Below are 23,386 nucleotides of genomic sequence, written 5' to 3'. Positions count from 1 at the left end.
GCGACATGAAACCCGTAGAGGTGCTTTTGGCGCGTTGGTTGGCAGGCGTGTAAAGCATTTGGTAGCAACTGGTGCTAAATGGTTCACGCTGAATTGACTAGGCTTGAATCAGGCCGTTCCAGGCGGCCAGTGCCAGCGCTGCACGCTGCTCCACCACCTTGGCTATGTCGCTTACCTGATCAAGCCCAGCGGTAAGCCATGTGCCACCTACGGCTTGCACGGCTTTTACTTCACGCCATTGCGCCATGTTTTCCAATGTCACGCCGCCGGTGGGCACAATGCGTGCAGCAGCCAAGGGCGCGGTAATACCAGCCAGCGCCTTGGGGCCACCAGCCGCCATGGCCGGGAAAAACTTCAACAACTCAAAACCCAATTCAAGTGCGCGCATCATTTCTGAAGCGGTGGCCACACCGGGTACCCACGCGTAACCGCTTTTCAAGGCGTGTTCCGCTAGTGCTTCCGTTAAGCCGGGCGATATGAACAAAGTTGCACCCAAGTCGGCAGTTTGGTCAAACTGGGTGGGCGTTAGCACGGTGCCTGCTGACACGCGCAGGTCGGGAAATCGCTTGGCGATTTCACCCATGGCTTGCAGGGCCTCGGGGGTGCGCAGCGTAATTTCAATTTGAGTAATTCCGCCCGCACAAAGGCCTTCGGCAATTTCCAGCCCTTGCTTCACGCTGGGAATAACCACCACGGGCAGCACGCCTTGCTGTAGCCAATCGCGGGTTCGTTCAGCTCGGGTTGTTGGGTTGTGAATCATTGTAATGCTCCAGTTTTAGTCGGTGAACAGGTTGCTTGCGCCTTCTTCGGCGCTGCTGACTGTGTTGCGCCACACCTGAAAGTAACCGCGCCCGTGGCTTACGGCTTGGGCAGGTGTGGGCATGGGTTCGCGTTGGCTTAAATCAGCGGTGGTGTGCAGCACACCTTCATGGGCATCCACGCGCACCACATCGCCATCGCGAAGGCGTGCAATGGGGCCATCGGCTTTGGCTTCGGGGCACACATGAATGGCGGAAAGCACTTTGCCGGAAGCGCCACTCATTCGGCCGTCAGTCACCAGTGCAACGGGCAGGCCGCGGTCTTGCAATACACCCAGAATGGGCGTGAGCTTGTGCAGTTCCGGCATGCCATTGGCGCGTGGGCCTTGGTGGGCCAGCACCACCACCAAAGCCTGCGTAAACTCACCGCGCTCGAATGCATCGATGACCTGGTGCTGGTCTGTGAATACGCGGCAGGGTGCTTCAACAAATCGGTGTTCTTTTTTTACAGCTGAAATTTTGCACACGCCACGGCCCAAATTGCCTTGCATCAGGCGAATACCGCCATCAGGCTGAAAGGGATCGGTGTAGGGGCGCAGCACCTCAAGGTTGCGCGAAGGGCCTGGCGGGCGTGTTGAAAATGCTTCTGCGGTGGGCAGCACTTCAGCCACCGTGTTGGCCATGCTGGTGCCCCACACGGTGGGTGCTTCACCATCCACAAAACCGCCATCAATCAGCGTGGCCAGCAAACCTGCCGTGCCGCCTGCTGCCTGAAACGCGTTGACGTCTTCAGTGCCGTTGGGGTACACACGGGTCAGCAATGGGGTGACGCTTGAAATCACTTCAAGGTCGGTCCAGTCGATTAAATAACCCGCAGCGCGCGCCACGCTAACCCAGTGAATGGTGTGGTTGGTGGAACCGCCGGAAGCCATCAGGCCCACCAGTGCATTCATCAGGCAGCGCGAATCAACCAGTGTGCCCAGTTGCAAGGCCGGGTTGCGTGTGGCGCTTTCCAGCGCTCGCACACTTTCTGCAATCAAGGCTTGGCGTTGTGGGCTGCTGGGCAATTCAAACGCACCGCCCGGAAATTGCAAGCCCATGAAATCAAGCATCAACTGGTTGGAATTGGCTGTGCCGTAAAAGGTGCAGGTGCCAGGGCTGTGGTAGGCTTTTTCTTCCGATTGCAACAGTGTTTCGCGGCTGGCTTTGCCTTGTGCAGCCAGCTGGCGTGTTTTGGCTTTTTCAGAATTCGACAAGCCAGTTTCCATGGGGCCGGCGGGAATGAACACAAAAGGCAAGTGACCAAAGCCCAATGCACCGATTAGCAAGCCAGGTGCAATTTTGTCGCATACACCCAGCAAAATGGCGCCGTCGAACACATCGTGGGACAAGCCCACGCAAGCGGAAAGCGCAATTACATCGCGTGAAAACAGCGACAATTCCATGCCCTCGCGGCCCTGGGTTACACCGTCGCACATGGCGGGCGTGCCGCCAGCCACCTGTGTGGTGGCCCCCAATGCGTGGGCGTGTTTTGCAATCAATTCCGGGTAAAGTGCAAAGGGTTGGTGGGCCGACAACATGTCGTTGTAGGCAGTCACAATGCCCAGGTGCGGCGACTTGTGCAGTGAAATAACACGCTTGGTGGGGCTGGGAAAAATTGCCGTGGTGTGGGCCAAATTGGCACAACCCACCGCAGTGCGGTTTTGTGGCCCTTGTGGCAAGTTGCTTAAATAGGCCGCGCGCGTCGCTGCTGATCGCTTTTCAATGCGTTCACGAAGCTTCAGCAATGTGGGGTGTAGTGTGGTTGCCATTGCACAGACCTTGTTAAGATTGCTTGTAGAGGTTCAATGTTTGTAACATAATTACAATAAGTAATCAATTTTTGTAACCAATTCGTTCAGCCACTCTGGAAGCCAATATGACCGACAATTCTCCACTGCCCGTGGGCGCTTTCACCTTTGTGTTGCACGGTGCGGGTGGCGATTTGGCCAAGCGTAAAATTATTCCCGCCCTGGCCCACCTGGCCAAATCGGGTTATTTCTCGCCTGAATCAAAGATCATCTTCGCACAACGCGATGCATTAAGCCCTGCGGATGCCTTGGCACAGGTCGATGCATTCCTGGCTGCCGCCGGCGATGAAGCCGCACGTGAATCTATCCCGGCCTTGTTGCCCTACCTGCACACCTTGCAAGTGGTGCTGGGCACCGCAGACTCTTGCACTGCCATGGCGGGCGCTGTGGCGGGCAGCCCCGAACCGGTGGTGCATTACGCCGCCCTGCCTTCTTCCCGTTTTATCGATTTGATTAACTGCATACCCACCGTGCGCGACCCGGCCAAGCTGCGCTTGGTGCTGGAAAAGCCATTGGGTTTCAACGCCAAAGAATCAGCCTTGATTGAAGAAGCAGTGGCCGCCAAGCTGGATGAATCGCAGGTGTATCGCATTGATCATTACTTGGGCAAACAGGCGGTTCAAAACCTGCTGGCGCTGCGTTTGGGAAACCGAATTTTCGAGCCATTGCTAACGCGCGAACACGTGGCCCATGTGCAAATTACGGTGGCGGAAGATTTGGGTGTGGAAGACCGGGCCGGTTTTTATGAACACGCTGGTGCGCTGCGCGACATGGTTCAAAGCCACATGCTGCAATTGCTGGCCACCGTGGCCATGGAACCACCTGTCAGCCTTGAAGCAAATTCACTGCGCGATGAAAAGCTGAAGGTGCTGCGTTCGCTGAAAGTGCCGCAGGTAACCGGCATTCCGGAAATTGTGGTGGGTCAATATGGCGAGGGGTATGTGAAAGGCCAGCCTGTGCCCAAGTACCGCAATGAAAAAGGTGTGGCAGCCAATTCCACCACAGAGACCTATGTGTCGTTTCGCACCGAAGTGCAAACCTGGCGTTGGGCCGGTGTGCCTTTCCTGTTGCGAACAGGCAAACGCATGCCCCGTCGCTTCGCTGAAATCGTGATTCAGTTTCGCGATGTGCCCAAGCCGCTGTTTGAACCGGTGGGTGGGCAGTGGGTGGGCAACCAGTTGGTGATTCACTTGCAGCCCGAAGACAAACTGGAATTGAAACTGCTTGCAAAAACACCGGGCGAGCGTGAACGCTTAAAGCCAGTGTCACTCGACCTGGATTTTTTCAATACATGGCGCATTCCGGTGCGCGATGCTTACGAGCGTTTGATCACCGACATTTTGCGGGGTCGCCTGGGTTTGTTTTTGCGCCGCGACGAAGTACAAACCCAGTGGGAATTTGTAGACCGCATTTTGAATGATTTGAAAAACCATGGCATGGAACCTGTGCCTTACACCAGTGGCACCTATGGCCCATCATCGGCCACTGCAATGGCCATGCGGGCAGGTGCAATTTGGTCAGAAGACGGGCTTTGATTCTGATCTGACAAGGAGTTGATTGTTGGAAACCATTCAAATTACCGACTGGAACGAGTTTGTTGCCCTAACCACCGAATGTGATGGTTGGGCGTTTCGTGGGCTACAAGACGCAGATTGGTCATTGCTCAGTTCCCTTTCGCGGTACTTGCACAATTACGTGCCCGACAAAGCGACCTGGCGTTCACGCGAGGAACGTGCCTTCCGGATTTTTCGCCGCAAGGCGCACAATTATTTGCCTGATGCCAGCGTGCTGGACGACGATGTTCGATGCCTTGCGCTAATGCAGCACCACGGCGCACCCACGCGCATGCTTGACTTCACCAAGTCGCCATTTGTGGCCGCATTTTTTGCACTGGAAAGGGCCACGAAAAATTCTGCGGTGTTTGCGCTGGACACGCCCCGTTTGTGGATGGCCACACCCAGCAACAATGCAACCTTGCACCGCGACATGATCGACCCGCGAATCGAAGGCAATTTCGAGCGTTACTTTGCATCGAACACCAACGACATTATGTGGGTGGGCGAACCCGACCGAATGGACGGGCGGCTGGTTGCGCAATCGGGAACATTCGTGGTGCCGGGGGTGCTGGACAAACCCATTGACGAAATTATTCAGCACTATGAAACCGGCCCTGCGATGATTCGCAAGTTTGTTTTGCCTGCCAGCCTTCGCAAGGAAGCCATGTTGGCCTTGTACCGAATGAACATTACCCACGCCACGCTGTTTCCCGACCTGGACGGGCTTTCGCGCTCTATTGCCTATGAACTTGAAATTACCTGGCCCGGGCATTTGCAGGCCACGCGTGTGTAGTTATTGGATTTCCTGGCGACTTGCCTGACGGTATTCTTCAAGCCGGTTGCCCCGGTACACTTGCTTGAAAAATATTGGGGTCAGGAATGTGGTCACAATGCCCATCAACACCAGTGTTGAAAACATGGTGGGCCCAATAAAGCCGTTTTGGTAAGCAATGCCAGCAACCACCAGTTCCATCACGCCGCGGCCATTCAGCACAGCACCCAGACCCAGGGATTCGCGGTGGTCCATGCCCACCATCAAGCCGCCAAGCCAACCCGCGAACAATTTGGTTACGATTGAAACCAAAATCACGATCAGCGGGAAATCCCATTCGCTCAAGCTGACCAATTGCAGTTCAAGCCCCAGGTAGGCGAAGAAAATTGGCGCCAGAAAACCATTGGTGATTGAACCCAAGCTGTTTTGCAGATCTTTGTAGCGCGAGGCAATAAAGTGTTTTTTGTCCAAAAACAGCGCCCCGAAAAACGCGCCAATTACGAAGTGAAAACCCAGCGCTTCGCTGATGGTGCCGAACACCAATACAAACACCACCACAATGCCAAACAGCGCTTCCGGGCCAAACACGCGGATCATCGATTCAGGCAATGCCTGCACATTTACATTGCGTTTTTCCAGCCAGTTGAGCAATTGGTTAAGCCCCACTACTACCAAACCCAGCGCAAGCAATTTGAGGGTGGCAATGCCAACCGCCTGGCCCGTGTCGCCCAAGGTTAGGGTTTCAGGCAAATTCAGAACAATACCCAGAATAAAGAGGGCAGCCACGTCGTTCACCACCGCAGTGGCCAGCGAAAACTTCGCGATAGGCGTGTGCAGAATACCCAGGCTGTCCATCAGCTTAACGGCCACGGGCAGGGCGGTGATTGAAATGCACAGACCCAGAAAAATCATTCTCATGATGTCTTGTCCAAATGCTGCGGCCACCAGAACGCCACCACCAAAAGGAATGAAAAAACTGATGGCGGCCAATAGCAGTCCCCGGCCTTTCATTGCGCCCACGATGTCAGAAAAGCGCATTTCAAGGCCAGCATTCAGAATGATCAGAAACACTGCAAGTTCGGTGACGCCTGCCAAAGCCTTGTTCGGCTCAATCAAACCCAAAATTGCTGGCCCCAACAGCACGCCCGCCAGAATTTCACCGATCAGTTCGGGCTGGTTGTAGCGTGCAAACAAGCGCCCAAACAAGCGGGCAACTACGATGAGCAACAGCAGGCTGGAAAGCAGTGACATGGGGAAATGTAGAAAATGTTGGCGATTGAGTTTACCACCGGGAAGGTTAGGGTAAACGCGAAGTTCTCAATGTGTTCAAATGTGCAGATTGTTTAATTTTGAAGTTGCCCACATGTCTGATTCTGAAAAACACCTGGAAGAAACCTGCATTAACAGCACCCGCGTTTTCGATGGGCATTTAATGAAGGTGAACCAAGACACTGTGCGCCTGCCCAACGGTGAAGAATCGGTGCGGGAATACACTGTGCACCCCGGCGCTGTAGCCATTATTCCCATTCTGGACGACGGCAGGTTCGTGATGGAACGGCAGTTCCGCTACCCCCTGCACCGTGTGTTTCTGGAATTCCCGGCGGGAAAAATTGACCCTGGCGAAGACCCTGTGGCAACCGCCCACCGCGAACTGCTTGAAGAAACCGGTTATGTGGCGCAAACGCTGGAATACATCACCACCATCCACCCTGTCATTTCCTATTCCACAGAAAAAATCGAGCTGTATGTGGCGCGTGGCCTAACCCTGCAAGAAAGGCAACTGGACCACAACGAGTTTCTGGACGTGGTGCTGGTAGAACCGGCCGAGTTGATGAAGCAAATCAAGGCCGGTGAGGTGAGCGATGTAAAAACCATTATTGGGGCGTTTTGGGTGGGCGGATCGTAAATTTATTGAGGTAAATCTGCTTAGTGTTGTATTATTTGCTCATATTTGATCAAATTATTAGATAAGTGAGCAGATTAATGAATGATCACCCTGTAAAGATCAACCCGATCAAAGTTCTGCTTGCGGTTCAAAAATTGGCGCGTTCGGGCTTGCAGGAAGTGTCTTCGACCGATGTAATTGAAGCCACGCAGGGTAGTTCTGCCACCGTGCGGCGCCATCTTGAAACATTGTGTCAGGAAGGTTTGTTGATCCGGCAGGGCAAAGCCCGCGCCACCCGGTATCGACTGGCTGGCTTGGCGGAAGTGTCCAATAACCCGCATACCAATTTTCTGGAATCACCCGCTGCGCCATACGGGCCCGCACAGCCGCGTGAGCAGCCGGAATGGTCTGCACAATCGCAAGCGCTACTACGCAAACTCAACAAGCCCCTCGCAGCGCGAAATCCAGTGACTTATCAACGCGATTTCGTTGACGGGTATGTGCCCAATCAAAGCAGCCTACTTTCAGAGCAAATCGCTGATCGTTTGTATCAGGCAGGGCGGCTTCGTGAACAACAACCTGCGGGTACTTATGCACGCAAAGTGCTTGAGCAACTCTTGATTGATTTGTCATGGGCTTCTTCGCGTTTGGAGGGCAATCGTTACAGCCTGTTGGCCACCGAGGAATTGTTCAAGCGCGGTATGGTGAGTGGCGACATGGATGCCGTGATGTTGATGAATCACAAAACCGCAATTGAATTTCTCGTGGACACCGTGCCATTGCAGGGTTTGACTTCTGCCCTGCTTAAAAGCCTGCACACCGCGCTTATGCAGGATTTGCTGGAAGACATGAATGCATTGGGTGCCATTCGCCAAAAAGTGGTGAATATCAGCGACACAGTGTATGTGCCCACCCAGGTACCTGCTTTACTGAATGAAATGTTGAACATCATTCTTGAAAAAGCCCGCCTGATTAAAAACCCCTTGGAGTGCGCGTTTTTTCTATGGATAAATTTGGCGTATCTGCAGCCATTTGAGGACGGCAACAAACGCACCAGTCGCCTTGCTGCAAACATTCCTTTGATGCTCTACAACTGCGCGCCGCTTTCATTTCTGGATGTGGAGCCCATCGATTACGCAAGAGCCATGATTGGCGTGTATGAATTTCAGGATGTGTCATTGGCAGCCGATTTGTTCTGCTGGACCTATGAACGATCGATGAACAAGTATGTGGTCGTGATGAATTCAATGGGTGTGCCCAACCCCTTGCGCATTCAATACCGTGAAAGTCTGAATCAAACGGTGGGCTTGGTCGTGCGGCGGCGTTTATCGGCCGCGCAAGCACTTGAACAACTTGAATTAACCGAAGACAGCTCACCTGGATTGAAAGCGATGCTGATGGACGAATTGCAAATCTTGCAAGTGCACCATGGCTCGCGTTATCGGCTCGATATGAATTCAGTGCAAGCCTGGATCCAGGATGGACGGCCGCACTGAGAGTTTAAAATTGCAAGTCGCGCACATACGGGTTGCTTCGGCGCTCCTGCCCAAAGCTGCCTTCCGGGCCATGGCCGGGAATGAACACGGTGTCGTTGCCCATGGGCCACAGCCGGTTCCGAATGCTGTCGATCAGGGTTTCATGGTCGCCACCGGGAAAGTCGGTTCGGCCCATGCTGCCCACAAACAGCACATCGCCCACAAAGGCACGTTTTGCTTCTTCTGAATAAAACACCACATGGCCCGGTGTGTGGCCAGGGCAATGGCGAACATTCAAGGTGCAGTTGCCAATTTGCACCGTGTCGCCATCGCTTAGCCAGCGGCTGGGCGTGAAGGGCTTGCTTGGTGGAAAGTTGAACATGCGGCTTTGATCGGCCAGGCGGTCTATCCAGAACTGGTCGCCCTCGTGCGGGCCGATAATGGGCAACTTCAACTGTGTGGCCAATTCTGCCACACCACCAGCATGGTCAATGTGTGCATGGGTCAGCCAAATCGCTTCCAGTTCCAGTTTGCGGTCGGCGATTGCTTTGTTCAGTTTTTGAAGATCGCCGCCCGGGTCGATGATCGCTGCCTTGTTGGTTTCACCGCACCACACGATGGAGCAGTTCTGCGCAAATTGGGTAACCGGTATGGTGTGGTAGTGAAGCATAGTGGGTGACTGGTTTGAAATAGAGGTAATGGTAGTGAGTTTGCTGTGGCGATTCAATGTTTGTAATACATGTCACAAAGGAACGAATTCAAAGGCCCAGCTACTTAGTGGTCCTATTTACAACACGGAAATAAAAATGATCAACGCTTCAGCGGGAAGTGCAGCCCCTAACAGCTCTGCGCCTGTGTGTGAGTCAATGCAGGGAAGGAATGGCATCCATGAACTGAATCAGCTAAGCCCCAACAACTCATCAACAAGGTGCACGGCCCACGATATTTTTGTCTGGAGCGGCCTGAGTGGAGCGGCCTGCGTTGTTGCAGGCCCAGGACTGGCACTGTCGTACAACGTGATTTTAGGGGGCGTAATCAGCGGTTTGGCCGTGCTGTGTTGCAGTGTTGCTTGTTACAACAGGAACAGTACGGAAGATGACCCAAATATGCGTGATCCGAATTTCATGCTGGATTGATGAAGCTTCAAACCCGAGACGCGCCAGCGCTGACCTGCTCGGGTTTTGAAGCGCGGAAAAGATGTTGAAGCGCTCAATTCAATATCGGGTTGTCGGCAATGTCATGATTTACGTCGGCGTGGCCTTGTTCGTCATTTCTTACGGCAATCACCACGTCACGCAGTTTGGCGTCGGGTTGTAGCTTGTAATAGTCGATCGCAATTTTCGGCGCGGCGATGTTTTCAATTCGGCCAGAGTCAATTTCGTTCAAGTACTCGGTGTAACTGATCACCGCCTGGTTCTCGAAGTACCCCACCATGCGGTGCGCAGTTTTTGGGAAAAACACATACAAAATAAAGTAGAAGTGCCAAAACACCAGTTGGGCAAACAAAACCAACAAGCGTTCCATGGTGCTTGGTTTAGCAATTTCAAGAAAGATCATCAAATGCATGCGCTCGTTTTCAGCTTCTTCCAGCAAAGTACGAATTTTGGGCCCATAGCCGGTCTGCATTTTTCTCAAACTTTTCAAATGAATCCACATTCCGGCGACCATACCGGGTACGCCAGCCACTGTTTCCAGAACAACAGCACGGTTGCCATAGCGTTTGGCAAAGAAGGTGTCTGCGAACCACCGAAAGAACATTGTGAGGGATTTGGCGAACTTGTCTGAGAAATCCTTGGGTACCGGTTCCATGTGTTCAACTCCATTTAATGCTGTGGCGAGGCAGGCTGATTCATATCGAAAAATGTATGAATCTGGTTTACTAAGAATTAGTCTACGCTTATATAGGTATGTAGGCTAGCTTAGGCCCTATTGGGTGGAAATCCATAATTCGCACACCTTGCCACGGAGAAAATCGCACCATGTCCGAATCAGTCTTTAAAGCAATTTTGCTTCTCGCAGCTCTTTTCTTCACCGGGTTTTTTGCGTTGGTTGTTGTACCGCCCTTAGTCGAAAATCCGGATGTGTGGGGTGCTTTTGCAGCTGGATTTGTGAACCCCTATGCCAGCGGCTACTCGACCGACGTTCTGGTGTGCTGGTTTATTCTTGCGACTTGGGTGGTTTATGAAGCCAAAACCCATGCAGTTCGGTACGGGTGGGTTTGCCTGCTTTTGGGCGTTGTACCCGGGGTGGCGGTGGGGTTTGCTTTGTACTTGTTGATTCGGGGCAAGCAGATTAAATAGGTTAGCCCGTACTCGATAACAGGGGTATACATAAGACGATAGTTTGCGTTGCAAATAACGACCGCTGCAATCTTTAGTAACTCACCCGCATCCAGTTGAACTTCCTTAATGCTCAGGTCACGACCGCAGGCGCAGCCTATCGGTCTCTTCGTTTAATTCCAAAACAATTTGCTCTTTGCCGCTTCACGTGTTTAAATACCATCCATGTAGAGGGTAATTGGATGTTATGCAGATGGCAAAAAATGAAATTGAAGTTCGACCCCGAGTCGGCGAAACCGAAAAGTTGACGATTAATCTGGGCGTTGTTGATCTGGGGCAGATCGACCTTCTGGTTCAGGAGGGGTTCTATTCGAACCGCACCGACCTTATTCGCACCGCGATCCGCAATCAGCTGACCGTGCACGCCGAGGAAGTCAAGCAGACAATCGCTCGCCGAACCTTGTTGCTGGGTTTGCAGCACCTTACCCGTGCCGATCTTGAGCGGGCATTGGCCGCCGGAGAAATGCTGCAGATTCAGGTCCTTGGCCTGGCGCGGATTGCCGACGACGTTTCCCCTGAACTGGCTCGCGCCACCATCGAATCGGTTGTTGTTCTGGGCGCCTTTCAGGCGAGCGCGGCAGTGCGTAAGGCACTGGCCGATCGCATTCACTGAACTCATTCACTGAACTTATTCACTGAGCTTAATTTCTCAAGGACAAAATTATGAAACTTTCTGACGATCTGCGTAGCCGCTTTTTCAAGGCAATGCCCTTGCCCAAAACATCATTCCCGATGGGCTCGTTCAATATTGATTCAATCAACGCGACGATCAATGGGGCGCTCAGCTCGGCCGGTCTGAATACGCAGACGGGTCCGATGAAAAATGTCATGGACACCATTCAGCAATCGCTTTCCACCGCTGGCTTAAACCACGCCGGCCTAAACCAGCATGTGCCAGCAGCCAGCGAGCGAGGTGTGATCATTGAGGGGGTTGCCCGGGAAATCGTCACGCCCGACGAACGTGGCGAGTTCCTTAGCCGGTCGTTCACCAACCATGCCGGCACGCGAGCCTACAAGCTTTACATCCCGGCGAGCTATGCAGGCCAGCTGGGCGAACCGGTACCGGTGGTCGTGATGTTGCATGGCTGCACCCAATCGCCAGATGACTTCGCTGCCGGCACGCGGATGAATGCCTTGGCCGAGCAGCACGGTTTTCTGGTGGTTTATCCCGCCCAAGCCGCCAATGCGAATGGCTCAAAGTGCTGGAACTGGTTCCGCTCGGAAGACCAGGATCGCGACCGCGGCGAGCCCGCACTGATCGCCGGTATCACGAAAGAAGTTGTGGCCAATTATCACGTGGATGAACGTCGCGTGTTCGTGGCCGGGCTGTCGGCGGGGGCCGCCATGGCCGTTATTCTCGGCGTAACCTACCCTGACATTTATGCTGCGGTTGGCGCCCATTCCGGCTTGCCTTATGGCGCTGCCCACGACATGCCCTCTGCCTTCGGTGCCATGAAAAGAAGCACAGGCCTGCCCGGTATGCCGAATCGAACTGGATCGAGCGCCCATCAGGCAGCAGGGCGATGTGGCGTGCCAACCATTGTTTTTCATGGCGACCGCGACCATACAGTCGACGCGCAAAATGGCACCGAAATCGTCGAGCAGGCCATCCGTAGCCACTCGGGCGAATCGCGTTTGCAAAGCAGTGTTAGTCAGGGTTCGACAGCAGGTGGCCGCCAGTACAGCCAAACAGTGTATGCCGATGCAACGGACCAACCTGTTGTCGAGGAATGGGTGGTGCATGGCGCTGGCCACGCGTGGTCAGGCGGCAGTTCACAAGGGTCGTACACCGACATGGGCGGACCGGATGCTTCGGCCGAGATGGTCCGCTTTTTTTATTCGCAATTACGCGCGGGCAACGCGTAATCCAGGATGAGGACTGCTTCAGATTGGCCGACAAGGCCCTTTGATTAAAACCTTTTCATATTCAAGAAACACTGAGAAGCGCGGCACAGATGGCGCGCTTTTCCGGTTCTGGAAGTGGATGCGCAAGCAGTCCCTCAATGGTGAACACGCTGATTTTCACTCTGGCTTCAATCATGTCTGGCGCCACCCCTGCTTGCTGTAACTCAAAGCGCAGCATTTCTTCACTCAGCAAATGGAACTGATCGTGCCAGGCATTGATGGTCGCAGACTTCTCCAGCCTACTGTGCACGGTGCTGACCAGGCGGCTGACCCGTTTAAGCTGGCTTGCAACCCAAAGCATTCGGTCTGTGGGGTTCGATGCCGATAACAGTACATAGCCCTCAACGCTTGCCGAGAACTCGGCATCGAGCACAGCGACCAACACCTCATCTTTGTCCTTGAAATACCAGTAAATGGTGTTGGGTGCTACCCCTGCGGTCGCGGCCAGGCGACTCATCGATGTGGCCTCGTAGCCTTCGTCAATGAACAGTGCCCGCGCGGCTGCAACAATTTCCTTGTGCTTGGCCTCGCGGTCTTGATCACGCTTTGTTTTTGCCATCTTGGGCTCCTGCTTCCTTCACTCATGGGCCTTGCGCCCATCAAAATTGCTAACAACATTGTAACAGGTGTTGAATGTCATTCAACAATCAGATAGTATTGTGTTGAATAGCATTCAACAGCAGCCTGCAAGGATAGAAAAAAATGGCTAAAGCGCTTTTAAAAGCCGATTTGCATCGGCTTCCCACAAACGAGCTACTTCAGCTGTTTACAACACTGCAAGCCCCAGAAATACAGGAAATGCAGGGTGATTACCGGGCAAGTCTACTAACGCAGCCAAACTTGCTGGCCAAGGCTTTCGGCTGGGTGGCGGTGGCCAACCCCATCAGAAGCTGGCAATCCAAAGCCTTCCGGTCGGTGGATGGCGAAACTGGCCGGGGTTACAACACCTTTCTGCAGGGTGGTCAGCTTGTGCAGCACTATCCCATGCTAACCCTGCTGGCACCCTCTCGCTTCGATGGCCGGCCGGCCTACCAACTTGTTTACCGCCATTTCGAATCCCTGTGCGGCGATGTGAACATGGTGGACGAGGTACGCAGGGTAGGGCCTGGGCTTTATCTCGGCATTGGTACCTGGGGTTTTAGCAAGGGTCAACGTCATATTCCCCTTCCCTTTGTGCTCGAAGGCCCTGTTGCACCGTATCAAGGCGACATCGGCCAGGTACGCAAGAATTTTGTTATCGGATCGCGGGAATTGCCCGCATTTTCAGGAGCATGAACACCATGAATACCACCCAACGTACTGCACTGGTTACAGGCGCTTCCGCAGGCATTGGCGCTGCTTTTGCACGCCATCTGGCCTCGGAAGGATATGCGCTGCTGCTGGTTGCACGCCGCATAGATCGCTTAAAGGAACTTGCTGATGCGCTGACTGCGCAGTACGGCGTGCGCTGCGATGTATTTGCCGCCGACCTTAACGACCCGGCTGCACCAGCCGAAATCATGGCTTTCGCCCAGAAGCAGGGCATTGCCATTGACGTGCTTGTTAACAATGCGGGCCTTTCCGGCAAAACAGCGTTTGCAGACACGCCATGGCCAAAGCTGGCTGCCGAAATTCAGCTGATGGTTACCGCCCTCACCGAGCTTTGCCATCGCGTGCTGCCCGGTATGCAGGAACGTGGCTGGGGCCGTATTGTTAATCTTTCCTCTTTGGCTGCGTTTTCGCCACCAGGCGCCAGCCTGCTGTACACCGGCATCAAGAGTTATGTGCTGGGCATGTCGCAATCGCTGGACATGGAACTGAAGCCACAAGGCATTCATGTGACGGCGCTGTGCCCGGGTTTTACACGCAGTGAATTCCACGACACGATGGGCACGCGCGATTCCGCAGACAAGTTACCCGACATGCTTTGGCAGGAGGCAGACGACGTTGTGCGTGAAGGCTGGAAGGCCGTGATGAAGGGCAAGCCCGTGTGCGTGCCCGGCACCGTCAACAAGATCCTGGCCGGCAGCATGAGGCCCTTACCGGTGGGTCTTCAGTACCACCTGGGTAATCGCCTGAATCCATTCAAGGAAGGTTGAGGGGATATTACTAAGGGGTGCTTGTCGGCCGAAGGGGACTTTGGACGAGCCTTGCGTTTAGGTCCGTATCTCCAAGTTGCAGACTTCTCTCCCACGAAAGATCAAGTTCGTGTAAACAGAGGTTGTGTGATGTTTAATTGTTGGAGTACTCGTTTGCGCTTATTAAGTTTAACGATGGGAATGGGGTTGTTTTGTCTGTTGCAGTCAGGCACTGCATTGTCTGATGATTCGCTGGGCTTGCCTGGTATCGTCAACGTAAGTTGTGCGAACTCAAATTATTCGCCCGTGGTATTGGTACATGGAACCTTCGCCAATGCTCGTCGTGCTTATTCAACTGTGGCACCCGTCCTTAAGGAGAATGGCTTTTGTTTATATGCGTTGAATTACGGTAGACAAGGTGGTTATGGCGTAAATGGAACCGCTGATATCGAAGCCTCGCTTTTAGAAGTAACTCAGTTTATCGGTACTGTCTTGCAAGAGACGGGTGCAAAAAAAGTCAGTGTTATTGGTCACTCACAAGGTGGGCTGTTAGCCTTTCTTGCTTCGAATACGCCGGAGTTTGCTGACAGGATAGACCGAATAATCGCAGTCGCTCCCAGTTTGAGGGGCACTGATCGGATCTCACCCAAGGTATCCTCAGTACATTGCCCCGCATGTGTTCAACTTGGTAGCAAATCTGACTTTATGACAGATCTGCAGAACAGAAGGCTCAATCAGGCTGGTTTGCGAGCCCTAGTGCTTGCCACAAAAGATGATCTAGTTGTTACACCAGTTGAAAGTCAGTTTCTAGATGAACCTGGTGTAATCAATTTATATTTACAAGATCGATTCCCGAATTTACGCGCATCACATTCGGGTTTATTGCATGTGCCTCAGGCCGTAGCATTGATCAAGGAGTTTCTGATCCAGGAGTGAACACCAAATGTTCGCTCCGGCCGACCAGCAGAAACAATCGAAACAAGCCTCACCCTCCATAAAATGCAAACACCAACAAACTCATACCGTCTGCATCAATTATTTGCACACGTATATCAGTCATTCCCATTTCAGCGGTTAATGATTCCAGGTGCTGCGGTGTGTACAAAGCATCTAATTGAACTTCCTTTAACGCTGCCTTCACCTTTGCCACATCCACTGCGGGGAATAACAAGGCTGGCAATACATCGAACGTTGTAGTCACGGTCTCGGCGTTGGGGTTAGGGCCAAGAAGAACAGTCAGCGTTGCACCGTAGTGCACGCAACTGAAAAGTTGCAGATGAAAACCACCAATGCCTTTCAGGGCACCCATGTAACCAGTATTTCTCTCCAACTTCTCAAAGCCAATCACATGCCTCGATTTTTTAAACTGCTGGACATCAACGCCACTGTGTTCATACACGCAGTCGCTTCCGGAACCTGCCCAAGCAGGCGCTAGGGAAGTTGAAAGACACACAAAGAGAAAATATAAAGCAGTTTTCTTAATCATAATTTCTCGGGCTAAATGAAAATGAAGTTACGCATGGTTTTGGTCTTTTTGAACAGGTGGTTTAAGGCGGGGCTACCTTGTTGGCCAAATTTACAGGGAACCGCAACACCAGCTTTTCAAGACGGATTCAAAGTGTTCTTCGGAGAAAGGCGAATTAGCTTATCAGTAAGCCGATAGGCCACAGCCCATAACAGCAGGTTGAAAACAGTGACGCCGATACTCAGAGCAATTGGTGCATCAAACATTAAATGCAAAAACGACAGTGGGAACAAAAGTACGATCACAGTTTTGGGCCACTTTCTTGCATGTAGATACGCTTGTCTTGCTGCCAAGGTGGCGTAAACGGAAATAAAAAGCATGCACGCAAGCATCCACTCGACGGAAAGATTGCCGTACAACGATTCAGCCGCCGCCAGGTTTAATACCCCCGCCATGCCTGTTGCCACAATGCAGATCGCCCAAGAAAAAGGGGTGGAAAGTTGTAGCTTCATGAGTTCAAACCGACCAGGTAAACATTTATTTCCTTGATGTTGCCATCCAGTGCGCTGGATAGAAATGAAAGGCCAGCTGCGATAGAGTCTTTCAAGCTTTTGATTGCGCCCGCTGTAATTTGTGGGGCTGGGTAGCGCTTGGGTTCCACGCCTTCACGTACAAGTTTTTTGAGTTCGCCATTTGAAATATTTGGCCTGCGCAATCTGATCATTTCCTTGGTAAGCAAGGCTGCTTGTTGTCTGTTGATATTGCCGGTAAGAGCCGTGGGAATATGAACTCCTGCATTGCTTAGTACCTTGATTGCGCGGCGAGCAGCAACGGCAGAGGCCCCAACGCCCAAAAGTGAAACACCGTCTAGTACTTGCAGGCTTGTTTTATAAGCCTGCACATTGTCCCATTGTTGATTCCTTCCAACATGGAACATCGCATTGTATGTCCGAATGCCAGAGTTGAAGCAACTGAGCCCCGTGGCGGCAGTAGCGGCGACGCCGATTGTAGTTAAAGCCAAGCTTGTGCCGCCTGTAACTGGCGCTGCAGCGGCAGTACCGAATGTCACCACGCCCGCAATAACAGCGGCTGAACAGTTGATGGCTGCCATTGCACCTTCCCCAGCCACTTCACGCGCAGAAACTTCTGGTTTTCCTGTTGTTACATCAATAACGATGTAATGATTGTCTACTGGTGCGGTGTGTGGTTGACGCAGTACTTCGGCGTTTCCATCGATGGCCAGAACCACACCCAAAGGGCGAAGTTCAATCACTGAATTAGTCGCTTGAAGGCATTGCTGACGAATTTGGGGTGTAATCAGAGTAGACATTTTTGAAAACGAAATGTGGGCAACCGAGCATTATTATTTCGTTTTGGGAAAAACTGAAAAATAGGGTGGAACGGTCACTCTGAATGGTTACCTTGGTTAGATCCCCTAACGGTTAAACCACGGGGCACCCAAAGTACTTCTTAAATACCTGTATAACAAATACTTGCTTTTTACCTGTAAAACAAATAAATTAATTTTATTCGTAATGCAGGTAAATTTTCCATGGCAAATCAGCAACAGGTTTTGGTTACAAGTTCACAGCTTGGGCACATTTTGCAAACGTCTCGCAAGGCCAAGCGCATGTCTCAGTCTGCGCTGGCCAGCAAGTTGGTGTTAAGCCAATCGCGCGTGTCGCATTTGGAGCTGCACCCCGAAGAACTTAGTCTGAATCAGCTAATGAACTGGTGCGCAGTTTTGGGGCTGGAGTTGCTTGTGGGCGTGCGTGGCACCCATTCAAATCAAGCCGCCAAGGCGGATTGGTAACATGGGCCGCAAATCAAGCAGTCAGAGTTTGTCTATTTGGTCCAATGGGCAGCGCGTTGGTGTCTGGACCATTCCTGCGCGGGGCGACATGCTGCTGCAGTACGATGCAGATTGGGTTGCCTCTGCCATGGGTCGGCCTTTGTCCTTGTCTTTGCCTTTCAATTTCCAAAATTTGCCATTCAGCGGCAAGAAGGTTTTGAATTATTTTGACAATTTGCTACCTGACAGCGATGTCATTCGCAAACGAATTGCTGAGCGATTTAAAACCGGCTCCACAGACCCTTTTGATTTACTGAAAGCCATTGGCCGTGATTGTGTGGGCGCAGTTCAACTGTTGGGCGAAGACGAAGAACCTGAGGCGGTACGCACTGTTGAATGCACACAGGTTACGAAAAAAGACATTGAACACATTTTAATCGACACCGTGTCGCCTGCTGGTATGGCTGCTGGGCGCCACAACAGTGCCGAATTAAGAATATCAATTGCCGGCGCGCAGGAAAAAACAGCCCTGCTGCGCTGGAAGGGCAAGTGGTGCCTGCCACAAGGTTCAACACCCACCACCCACATTCTGAAGCTGCCCTTGGGTTTGGTGGGTGGGCGGCAGGCTGATTTCACAAGTTCGGTCGACAATGAGTGGCTATGCATGACCTTGCTGAAAGCCTATGGTTTGCCAGTTGCTCACGTTGCCATTGAAACATTTGGTGCGCAACGCGTGTTGGTAGTCGAGCGATTCGACCGAAAGCTGGCACCCAATGGTGAATGGCTAATGCGTCTTCCGCAGGAAGACTTTTGTCAGGTTGAAGGCTGTTCGCCTTTGCTGAAGTATGAAAGCGACGGCGGCCCGGGGCTGAAAGCTTTATTCAATACACTGCGCGGGTCTGAAAATGCTGCCGCTGATTTACGCACTTTGATGGCAAGCCAGGTTTTGTTCTGGCTGCTGCGCGCGCCAGATGGACATGCAAAAAACTTCAGCATTCAAATACTGGCAGGAGGCAAGTTTCAGTTGGCCCCTTTGTACGATGTGATGTCGGCTTACCCTGTGCTGGGCAAGGGTCCCAATCAGTGGTCGCCTTACCAATTAAAGCTGTCGATGGCTTTGCTGGGGAAGAATCGTCACTACGACATGCATTCAATTGCTCGAAGGCATTTCAACAGCACTGCCCAACAGCTTGGTTATGGCGACGATGCTGAACATGTCATTCAAGAGTTGATTGAGCGCACGCCAGCCCTCATTGAAAGTGTGCAAAAAATTCTGCCCAGCGGATTTTCTACGCATGTTGCGGAAACGGTTTTGGGTGGTTTGGAAAAAGCTGCAAAAAAACTTGGGTCAATGCAAACATCATGAAAACCCTCCTCATCACATATCACTCCATCACCGGCGGTTCCAAAGCCATGGCCCAGGCAGTGGCCGAAGGCGCGGCCACCGAACCCGGCGTGCACACACAGCTTTTGCACGCCAGCGAAACAAATGCTGAACATGTGTTGAATGCGCATGGCTATGTGTTCATTGCGCCGGAAACTTTGGGCAACATGGCGGGTTTGATGAAAGACTTCTTTGACCGCACCTATTACCCGGCCTTGGACCAGTTAACAGGCAGGCCCTACGCCGTGTTGGTGTGCGCTGGCAGCGACGGCCAGGGCGCTGTGAAACAAATTCAGCGCGTTGCCACGGGGTGGCGTTTGAAGGAAATGGCTGAGCCGATTGTGGTGTGCACGCATGCGCAAACGCCAGAGAAAATTCTGGCGCCCAAAACAATTGGCCCTGCCGATCTGCAACGCTGCCACGATTTGGGTGCTGCCTTAGCAAGTGGTTTAAGCATGGGGCTTTTCTAGCTCACTAAGCTAATTCCGCCACTCAGTTTCTCCACTCCGGCAGCCGCACATCTTTCCACACCGCAAACGCGCGCAAGCCAACAGTAACCACCACACAGCCCACCAAGTTCACATAGGCGGGGTTGTCCAGTTCACGCAGGCCAATATAGGCCCAGCCGCCAAAGAAGGCGCAAATGGCATAGGGGCGGTGGTCTTGAAAAGCCTGTGGAATTTCATTGCACACAATGTCGCGCAGCACACCGCCAAAAACACCGGTAATTACACCCATAAACACCGCCACCAGGCTGGGCATGCCCGCTTGAATGGATGCGAACACACCCGCTGCGGTGAACAGGCCAAGCCCCAGGGTGTCGGGCCACAATATGGCTTTTTCAGTGAATTTGAAATGCCGCTGCCGCATAAACAGCATGGCGATGATGCACAGCACGAACACGGCCCACAGCAGCTCAATGTACTTTACCCAGAAAAAGGGCCGCACATCCAGCAGCAAGTCGCGCAGCGTGCCGCCGCCAAATGCGGCAAGAAATGCCACCACGCAAACGCCCACCGCATCAAGCCGCTTGCGCGCGCCCACCAGAATGCCGCTAAGCGCAAAGGCCAATGTGGCCACCACTTCAATGCCCAGTTGAATGTTCTGGCTAAGTTCGCCAGGGTTTAGCGCGGCCATATTACTGTACCACCGCGCGATCAACGATCACGTAGTGTTTGCGCACAGGCTCCAACACCTCGAATACGCCCGTGAATTCCGCAGGAATTACCCCCGCATCGCCTGGGCCAAATTGTTCAGCCTGGCCATCAGCGTTCGTAATTTGAACGCGACCTTCCAGCACATGAAAGAACTCGTCTTTCCCCGGTGCAAAGGCAATTCGCCATGCCCCGGTTTCGCAGGTCCACATGCCGGCGCTTACGCCGTTTTGTTCGTAGTGGTTCCAGGTGGTGCGAAGGGGGTTGCCTTTCTCCAGGCGATCCGGGCGGGGGTGGTCGTGTTCCAGCGGTGTGTTGCACTTGGCAAATGCAGTTAGTTTTTTGATCATGGATTGAACTTTGTTTTAAACCGTGGTCTATTGTAATGGCAGGCAGATTGGCTGCCTGTTTTTTTAACTTAGGAGTTTTTCATGAAATCAATCATTACTAAAACCAGCGTATTCCTGACCAGCTTGTTGGCCACTACCTACGCATTTGCAGGCTCTTGCTGCGAAACTGGTGCAATTTGCTGCGCCATGGCCATGCCTTGCTGCTAATGCAGCACGCAACTTAAACAGCCTGCTGTTTTAAACCATGTCGCGATTCTGGAAAACTGTCACACAATGGCTCGTGGCCCTGTTGTTGGGTGCGTTCTTGTTTCAGGCTTTGGCCGCAAGCGCGAGTGAATTGTGTCGTCTACAGTGCCAGAAGGATTGGAAAACCAATGCCGCTTCAATTGGTGTTTTCCAAGGCGAGCCCACTGACCAGTGGTCATCGTTTTCAACACCCTGCCCCGATTTGTCCGTTGGCAACGATTCAGTCCCGGCTGATTCCAATGCCTGCAACGAATGTGGCATGTGTGCTTTGAACCCGGTGTTTGCCGTGCAACAAGTCCACGCGCAAATGGTTGTGAAGCACCCACCCCAGTCATTTCTTGAACCCCCTCAGGTTCAGGCGTGGTTGAATGATCGACTTTTCAAGCCACCCCGAGTTTAAAACCCCGCAGTCCAATTTTCCCTACCCGGTGTAGAATCTAGCCACGTTCCGCTAGAGGTTTCATTGTGTCCACAGCTTTTCGTGTGTTGTCGTTCATCCCGCCGATGACGCAGCTCAACACACCGTATCCGTCCACTGCCTACATCACCGGCTTTTTGCGCAAGCAGGGCATTGACGCCGTGCAGGCCGACATTGCGCTGGGCCTGGTGTTGAAACTGTTTTCGCCGCAAGGGCTGGATAGAATTGCCGAGGAAATTGAGCAGTACGAGGAAGTTACCGAGCGCGTTGCCCTGTTCATGGACCAGTTCAGCCGTTACCGCGCCACCATTGGCCCCACCATCCGCTTTTTGCAGGGGGGTGATTCCACTTTGGCACACCGAATCAATAGCCGGGGCTTTCTGCCCGAAGGCCCACGGTTTGAATCGCTGGACGTGTATGTGGACGAAGAGGGCGGCGACCCACTGGCCTGGGCCTTCGGTGCCTTGGGTGCGCAAGACAAAGCCCGGCACCTCGCCACCCTGTATTTAAACGATTTGGCCGATGTAATTGCCGATGCCGTGGATGAACGCTTCGAGTTTGTGCGTTACGCCGAATCGTTGGCGGGCAGCCAGGCCAGTTTCGACCCGTTGGCCAATGCCCTGCAACAGCCTTTCACTTTGATTGATGAAATTTTGGTGGAACTGACGCTGGCTGAATTCAAGCGCCAGCAGCCGCAACTGGTGTTGTTGTCGGTGCCCTTTCCTGGCGCTGTGTACGCTGCCTTGCGCATGGCGCAGGCCATGAAAGCCGAAAACCCCGACATTAAAATTGGTTTGGGCGGTGGTTATGCCAACACGGAATTGCGTGAACTGGCCGAGCCACGGCTGTTCGACTTTGTTGATTTCGTTACGCTTGATTCTGGCGAACGCCCCCTGCTGTGTTTGATTGAGCACTTGCAAGGCAAGCGTGGCCCGCAGCGCTTGGTGCGCACCTTTACGCGCAATGCCGAGGGCAAAGTGCAGTACACCAACTGGGCCGAACCCGATGTGCCCTTCGGCGATGTGGGCACCCCCACTTGGGACGGCCTGCCACTGCACAGCTACCTTAGCTTGCTCGACATGCTGAACCCCATGCACCGCCTGTGGAGCGACGGGCGCTGGAACAAGCTGACCGTGGCGCATGGCTGCTACTGGAAAAAATGCAGCTTTTGCGATGTGTCGCTCGACTACATTTCTCGCTACGAAAACGCAACAGCCACCGAGCTGGTGAATCGCATTGAAGCCATTGTGGCGGAAACCGGGCAAACCGGTTTTCACTTCGTGGATGAAGCCGCACCGCCCAAAGCGCTGAAGGCCTTGGCACTGGAATTGATCGAACGCAATGTGTCGATTTCCTGGTGGGGCAACATTCGTTTTGAAAAATCCTTCACGCCCGAGCTTTGCCAGTTGCTGGCCGACAGCGGTTGCATTGCCGTCAGCGGCGGGCTTGAAGTGGCATCTGATCGCCTTCTGAATTTGATGAAAAAGGGCGTGTCGGTTGAACAAGTGGCGCGGGTCACCAAGGGCTTCACCGATGCAGGTGTGCTGGTGCATGCCTACCTGATGTACGGCTTCCCCACCCAAACCGTGCAAGACACAGTCGATGCACTGGAATACGTGCGCCAGTTGTTCGCAGAAGGCTGTATTCAATCGGGCTATTTTCACCGTTTTGCCTGCACCGTGCATTCGCCCGTGGGCAAGAACCCGGAAGAATACGGCATTCAACTAAAGCCCCTGCCCCAAGGCACCTTTGCAAAAAACGACATTGGTTTTGTTGACCCCACCGGGGTAGACCATGCTGCGCTGGGCGAAGGGCTGAACCGCGCCTTGTACAACTACATGCACGGCATTGGGCTGGATCAAAACGTGCGCAGCTGGTTTGATCAGCAAGTGCCCCGCCCCTCGGTGAAAAAAGATTTCATCGAGCGCGCTTTGTACAGCCAACTTAATACCCAGGTGAAATAAAGCAGTTAATATTAAC

The 23,386-nt window shown here is 53.0% G+C and carries 28 protein-coding genes; 17 read left to right on the top strand and 11 right to left on the bottom strand.

Going from position 1 to position 23,386, the window contains the following annotated elements:
- Positions 1-97 precede the first annotated feature (97 nt).
- Together NSP04_RS11720 and edd are read right to left on the bottom strand one after the other, a co-directional pair.
- Positions 98-760 carry a bifunctional 4-hydroxy-2-oxoglutarate aldolase/2-dehydro-3-deoxy-phosphogluconate aldolase gene (locus NSP04_RS11720; protein ID WP_257512537.1) on the bottom strand — a complete coding sequence of 221 codons (663 nt, stop codon included), beginning with the start codon at positions 758-760 and terminating at the stop codon, positions 98-100.
- A gap of 15 nt (positions 761-775) precedes the next feature.
- Entirely contained in the window at positions 776-2,569 is a 1,794-nt protein-coding gene (edd, locus tag NSP04_RS11715) for a phosphogluconate dehydratase (RefSeq protein WP_257512536.1), read from the bottom strand.
- Positions 2,570-2,676: 107 nt separating this feature from the next.
- On the opposite strand from edd, the gene zwf reads away from it, so the two are divergent.
- Positions 2,677-4,143 carry a glucose-6-phosphate dehydrogenase gene (gene zwf, locus NSP04_RS11710; protein ID WP_257512535.1) on the top strand — a complete coding sequence of 489 codons (1,467 nt, stop codon included), beginning with the start codon at positions 2,677-2,679 and terminating at the stop codon, positions 4,141-4,143.
- A 25-nt stretch (positions 4,144-4,168) separates the two neighbouring features.
- On the top strand, positions 4,169-4,957 hold the full coding sequence (locus tag NSP04_RS11705) for an FRG domain-containing protein (protein WP_257512534.1): 789 nt from the start codon (positions 4,169-4,171) through the stop codon (positions 4,955-4,957).
- Here the strand turns inward: NSP04_RS11705 and NSP04_RS11700 are convergent, their stop codons facing one another.
- Positions 4,958-6,187: a cation:proton antiporter gene (locus NSP04_RS11700; protein ID WP_257512533.1), complete on the bottom strand. Its 1,230-nt coding sequence runs from the start codon at positions 6,185-6,187 to the stop codon at positions 4,958-4,960.
- Between the two features lie 112 nt (positions 6,188-6,299).
- On the opposite strand from NSP04_RS11700, the gene NSP04_RS11695 reads away from it, so the two are divergent.
- Together NSP04_RS11695 and NSP04_RS11690 are read left to right on the top strand one after the other, a co-directional pair.
- Entirely contained in the window at positions 6,300-6,842 is a 543-nt protein-coding gene (locus NSP04_RS11695; RefSeq protein ID WP_257512532.1) for an NUDIX domain-containing protein, read from the top strand.
- A gap of 77 nt (positions 6,843-6,919) precedes the next feature.
- Positions 6,920-8,317, top strand: a complete 1,398-nt coding sequence (locus tag NSP04_RS11690; RefSeq protein WP_257512531.1) for a Fic family protein — start codon at positions 6,920-6,922, stop codon at positions 8,315-8,317.
- Between the two features lie 4 nt (positions 8,318-8,321).
- On the opposite strand, the gene NSP04_RS11685 is transcribed toward NSP04_RS11690, so the two are convergent.
- A complete protein-coding gene (locus NSP04_RS11685) occupies positions 8,322-8,966 on the bottom strand; it encodes an MBL fold metallo-hydrolase (protein ID WP_257512530.1) in 645 nt (214 codons plus the stop codon).
- Positions 8,967-9,102: 136 nt separating this feature from the next.
- Between NSP04_RS11685 and NSP04_RS11680 the strand changes: the two genes are divergently transcribed.
- Positions 9,103-9,432, top strand: a complete 330-nt coding sequence (locus tag NSP04_RS11680) for a hypothetical protein (RefSeq protein WP_257512529.1) — start codon at positions 9,103-9,105, stop codon at positions 9,430-9,432.
- Between the two features lie 73 nt (positions 9,433-9,505).
- Here the strand turns inward: NSP04_RS11680 and NSP04_RS11675 are convergent, their stop codons facing one another.
- Positions 9,506-10,159 carry an alternative oxidase gene (locus tag NSP04_RS11675; protein ID WP_257512702.1) on the bottom strand — a complete coding sequence of 218 codons (654 nt, stop codon included), beginning with the start codon at positions 10,157-10,159 and terminating at the stop codon, positions 9,506-9,508.
- 116 nt (positions 10,160-10,275) lie between these two features.
- On the opposite strand from NSP04_RS11675, the gene NSP04_RS11670 reads away from it, so the two are divergent.
- The 3 genes from NSP04_RS11670 to NSP04_RS11660 all read left to right on the top strand — a co-directional run bounded on the left by NSP04_RS11670 (position 10,276) and on the right by NSP04_RS11660 (position 12,501).
- On the top strand, positions 10,276-10,596 hold the full coding sequence (locus NSP04_RS11670; protein WP_257512528.1) for a DUF2834 domain-containing protein: 321 nt from the start codon (positions 10,276-10,278) through the stop codon (positions 10,594-10,596).
- 232 nt (positions 10,597-10,828) lie between these two features.
- Positions 10,829-11,248 carry a ribbon-helix-helix domain-containing protein gene (locus NSP04_RS11665; RefSeq protein ID WP_257512527.1) on the top strand — a complete coding sequence of 140 codons (420 nt, stop codon included), beginning with the start codon at positions 10,829-10,831 and terminating at the stop codon, positions 11,246-11,248.
- Between the two features lie 203 nt (positions 11,249-11,451).
- A complete protein-coding gene (locus NSP04_RS11660; protein WP_257512526.1) occupies positions 11,452-12,501 on the top strand; it encodes an extracellular catalytic domain type 1 short-chain-length polyhydroxyalkanoate depolymerase in 1,050 nt (349 codons plus the stop codon).
- Positions 12,502-12,562: 61 nt separating this feature from the next.
- Here the strand turns inward: NSP04_RS11660 and NSP04_RS11655 are convergent, their stop codons facing one another.
- Complete coding sequence (locus NSP04_RS11655) at positions 12,563-13,099, bottom strand: TetR/AcrR family transcriptional regulator (RefSeq protein ID WP_257512525.1); 537 nt, start codon at positions 13,097-13,099, stop codon at positions 12,563-12,565.
- 143 nt (positions 13,100-13,242) lie between these two features.
- Between NSP04_RS11655 and NSP04_RS11650 the strand changes: the two genes are divergently transcribed.
- The 3 genes from NSP04_RS11650 (at position 13,243) to NSP04_RS11640 (ending at position 15,533) form a co-directional block, all read left to right on the top strand.
- On the top strand, positions 13,243-13,815 hold the full coding sequence (locus tag NSP04_RS11650) for a hypothetical protein (RefSeq protein WP_257512524.1): 573 nt from the start codon (positions 13,243-13,245) through the stop codon (positions 13,813-13,815).
- Between the two features lie 5 nt (positions 13,816-13,820).
- On the top strand, positions 13,821-14,618 hold the full coding sequence (locus NSP04_RS11645) for an SDR family NAD(P)-dependent oxidoreductase (RefSeq protein WP_257512523.1): 798 nt from the start codon (positions 13,821-13,823) through the stop codon (positions 14,616-14,618).
- A 153-nt stretch (positions 14,619-14,771) separates the two neighbouring features.
- The gene (locus NSP04_RS11640) at positions 14,772-15,533 is read left to right on the top strand and encodes an alpha/beta fold hydrolase (RefSeq protein ID WP_257512522.1); all 762 of its coding nucleotides are present in this window, start codon (positions 14,772-14,774) and stop codon (positions 15,531-15,533) included.
- A gap of 49 nt (positions 15,534-15,582) precedes the next feature.
- On the opposite strand, the gene NSP04_RS11635 is transcribed toward NSP04_RS11640, so the two are convergent.
- The 3 genes from NSP04_RS11635 to NSP04_RS11625 form a co-directional block, all read right to left on the bottom strand.
- Positions 15,583-16,083, bottom strand: a complete 501-nt coding sequence (locus tag NSP04_RS11635; RefSeq protein WP_257512521.1) for a hypothetical protein — start codon at positions 16,081-16,083, stop codon at positions 15,583-15,585.
- Between the two features lie 116 nt (positions 16,084-16,199).
- Positions 16,200-16,574 carry a hypothetical protein gene (locus tag NSP04_RS11630; protein WP_257512520.1) on the bottom strand — a complete coding sequence of 125 codons (375 nt, stop codon included), beginning with the start codon at positions 16,572-16,574 and terminating at the stop codon, positions 16,200-16,202.
- Positions 16,571-17,392 carry a hypothetical protein gene (locus tag NSP04_RS11625; protein WP_257512519.1) on the bottom strand — a complete coding sequence of 274 codons (822 nt, stop codon included), beginning with the start codon at positions 17,390-17,392 and terminating at the stop codon, positions 16,571-16,573. Before NSP04_RS11625 ends, NSP04_RS11630 begins: the two co-directional genes overlap by 4 nt.
- A 222-nt stretch (positions 17,393-17,614) precedes the next feature.
- Here NSP04_RS11625 and NSP04_RS11620 point away from each other — a divergent pair, with 222 nt between their 5' ends.
- Genes NSP04_RS11620 through NSP04_RS11610 form a run of 3 tightly spaced genes read left to right on the top strand, consistent with a single transcriptional unit; the run spans position 17,615 to position 19,708 of the window.
- Positions 17,615-17,875, top strand: coding sequence for a helix-turn-helix domain-containing protein (locus tag NSP04_RS11620; RefSeq protein WP_257512518.1), 261 nt, complete (start codon positions 17,615-17,617; stop codon positions 17,873-17,875).
- Between the two features lies 1 nt (position 17,876).
- Positions 17,877-19,220 (top strand): type II toxin-antitoxin system HipA family toxin, encoded by a 1,344-nt coding sequence (locus NSP04_RS11615; RefSeq protein ID WP_257512517.1) that lies wholly within the window; start codon positions 17,877-17,879, stop codon positions 19,218-19,220.
- On the top strand, positions 19,217-19,708 hold the full coding sequence (locus NSP04_RS11610) for a flavodoxin family protein (protein ID WP_257512516.1): 492 nt from the start codon (positions 19,217-19,219) through the stop codon (positions 19,706-19,708). Before NSP04_RS11615 ends, NSP04_RS11610 begins: the two co-directional genes overlap by 4 nt.
- A 22-nt stretch (positions 19,709-19,730) precedes the next feature.
- On the opposite strand, the gene NSP04_RS11605 is transcribed toward NSP04_RS11610, so the two are convergent.
- On the bottom strand, positions 19,731-20,375 hold the full coding sequence (locus tag NSP04_RS11605) for a trimeric intracellular cation channel family protein (protein WP_257512515.1): 645 nt from the start codon (positions 20,373-20,375) through the stop codon (positions 19,731-19,733).
- A gap of 1 nt (position 20,376) precedes the next feature.
- Complete coding sequence (locus tag NSP04_RS11600; RefSeq protein WP_257512514.1) at positions 20,377-20,742, bottom strand: cupin domain-containing protein; 366 nt, start codon at positions 20,740-20,742, stop codon at positions 20,377-20,379.
- 81 nt (positions 20,743-20,823) lie between these two features.
- Between NSP04_RS11600 and NSP04_RS11595 the strand changes: the two genes are divergently transcribed.
- The 3 genes from NSP04_RS11595 (at position 20,824) to NSP04_RS11585 (ending at position 23,370) form a co-directional block, all read left to right on the top strand.
- The gene (locus NSP04_RS11595; protein ID WP_257512513.1) at positions 20,824-20,949 is read left to right on the top strand and encodes a hypothetical protein; all 126 of its coding nucleotides are present in this window, start codon (positions 20,824-20,826) and stop codon (positions 20,947-20,949) included.
- Between the two features lie 37 nt (positions 20,950-20,986).
- Entirely contained in the window at positions 20,987-21,388 is a 402-nt protein-coding gene (locus tag NSP04_RS11590) for a hypothetical protein (protein WP_257512512.1), read from the top strand.
- 104 nt (positions 21,389-21,492) lie between these two features.
- Entirely contained in the window at positions 21,493-23,370 is a 1,878-nt protein-coding gene (locus tag NSP04_RS11585; RefSeq protein ID WP_257512701.1) for a B12-binding domain-containing radical SAM protein, read from the top strand.
- The last annotated feature ends 16 nt before the right edge of the window (positions 23,371-23,386 follow it).

Source organism: Limnobacter parvus (assembly GCF_024623725.1).
GTDB classification, from domain to species: Bacteria; Pseudomonadota; Gammaproteobacteria; order Burkholderiales; family Burkholderiaceae_B; genus Limnobacter; species Limnobacter parvus.
The sequence above is the reverse complement of the archived record's forward strand: the minus strand, read 5'-3'. Positions and strand labels throughout refer to the sequence as shown.

Coding starts and splice junctions, on each gene's coding strand:
- NSP04_RS11690 (WP_257512531.1), top strand. CDS start 6,920: ATGAATGATCACCCTGTAAAGATCAACCCGATCAAAGTTCTGCTTGCG.
- NSP04_RS11650 (WP_257512524.1), top strand. CDS start 13,243: ATGGCTAAAGCGCTTTTAAAAGCCGATTTGCATCGGCTTCCCACAAAC.
- NSP04_RS11605 (WP_257512515.1), bottom strand. CDS start 20,375: ATGGCCGCGCTAAACCCTGGCGAACTTAGCCAGAACATTCAACTGGGC.
- zwf (WP_257512535.1), top strand. CDS start 2,677: ATGACCGACAATTCTCCACTGCCCGTGGGCGCTTTCACCTTTGTGTTG.
- NSP04_RS11610 (WP_257512516.1), top strand. CDS start 19,217: ATGAAAACCCTCCTCATCACATATCACTCCATCACCGGCGGTTCCAAA.
- NSP04_RS11635 (WP_257512521.1), bottom strand. CDS start 16,083: ATGATTAAGAAAACTGCTTTATATTTTCTCTTTGTGTGTCTTTCAACT.
- NSP04_RS11660 (WP_257512526.1), top strand. CDS start 11,452: ATGAAAAATGTCATGGACACCATTCAGCAATCGCTTTCCACCGCTGGC.
- NSP04_RS11615 (WP_257512517.1), top strand. CDS start 17,877: ATGGGCCGCAAATCAAGCAGTCAGAGTTTGTCTATTTGGTCCAATGGG.
- NSP04_RS11630 (WP_257512520.1), bottom strand. CDS start 16,574: ATGAAGCTACAACTTTCCACCCCTTTTTCTTGGGCGATCTGCATTGTG.
- NSP04_RS11695 (WP_257512532.1), top strand. CDS start 6,300: ATGTCTGATTCTGAAAAACACCTGGAAGAAACCTGCATTAACAGCACC.
- NSP04_RS11590 (WP_257512512.1), top strand. CDS start 20,987: ATGTCGCGATTCTGGAAAACTGTCACACAATGGCTCGTGGCCCTGTTG.
- NSP04_RS11685 (WP_257512530.1), bottom strand. CDS start 8,966: ATGCTTCACTACCACACCATACCGGTTACCCAATTTGCGCAGAACTGC.
- NSP04_RS11680 (WP_257512529.1), top strand. CDS start 9,103: ATGATCAACGCTTCAGCGGGAAGTGCAGCCCCTAACAGCTCTGCGCCT.
- NSP04_RS11600 (WP_257512514.1), bottom strand. CDS start 20,742: ATGATCAAAAAACTAACTGCATTTGCCAAGTGCAACACACCGCTGGAA.
- NSP04_RS11655 (WP_257512525.1), bottom strand. CDS start 13,099: ATGGCAAAAACAAAGCGTGATCAAGACCGCGAGGCCAAGCACAAGGAA.
- NSP04_RS11670 (WP_257512528.1), top strand. CDS start 10,276: ATGTCCGAATCAGTCTTTAAAGCAATTTTGCTTCTCGCAGCTCTTTTC.
- NSP04_RS11720 (WP_257512537.1), bottom strand. CDS start 760: ATGATTCACAACCCAACAACCCGAGCTGAACGAACCCGCGATTGGCTA.
- NSP04_RS11665 (WP_257512527.1), top strand. CDS start 10,829: ATGGCAAAAAATGAAATTGAAGTTCGACCCCGAGTCGGCGAAACCGAA.
- NSP04_RS11595 (WP_257512513.1), top strand. CDS start 20,824: ATGAAATCAATCATTACTAAAACCAGCGTATTCCTGACCAGCTTGTTG.
- NSP04_RS11620 (WP_257512518.1), top strand. CDS start 17,615: ATGGCAAATCAGCAACAGGTTTTGGTTACAAGTTCACAGCTTGGGCAC.
- NSP04_RS11700 (WP_257512533.1), bottom strand. CDS start 6,187: ATGTCACTGCTTTCCAGCCTGCTGTTGCTCATCGTAGTTGCCCGCTTG.
- NSP04_RS11585 (WP_257512701.1), top strand. CDS start 21,493: ATGACGCAGCTCAACACACCGTATCCGTCCACTGCCTACATCACCGGC.
- NSP04_RS11625 (WP_257512519.1), bottom strand. CDS start 17,392: ATGTCTACTCTGATTACACCCCAAATTCGTCAGCAATGCCTTCAAGCG.
- edd (WP_257512536.1), bottom strand. CDS start 2,569: ATGGCAACCACACTACACCCCACATTGCTGAAGCTTCGTGAACGCATT.
- NSP04_RS11645 (WP_257512523.1), top strand. CDS start 13,821: ATGAATACCACCCAACGTACTGCACTGGTTACAGGCGCTTCCGCAGGC.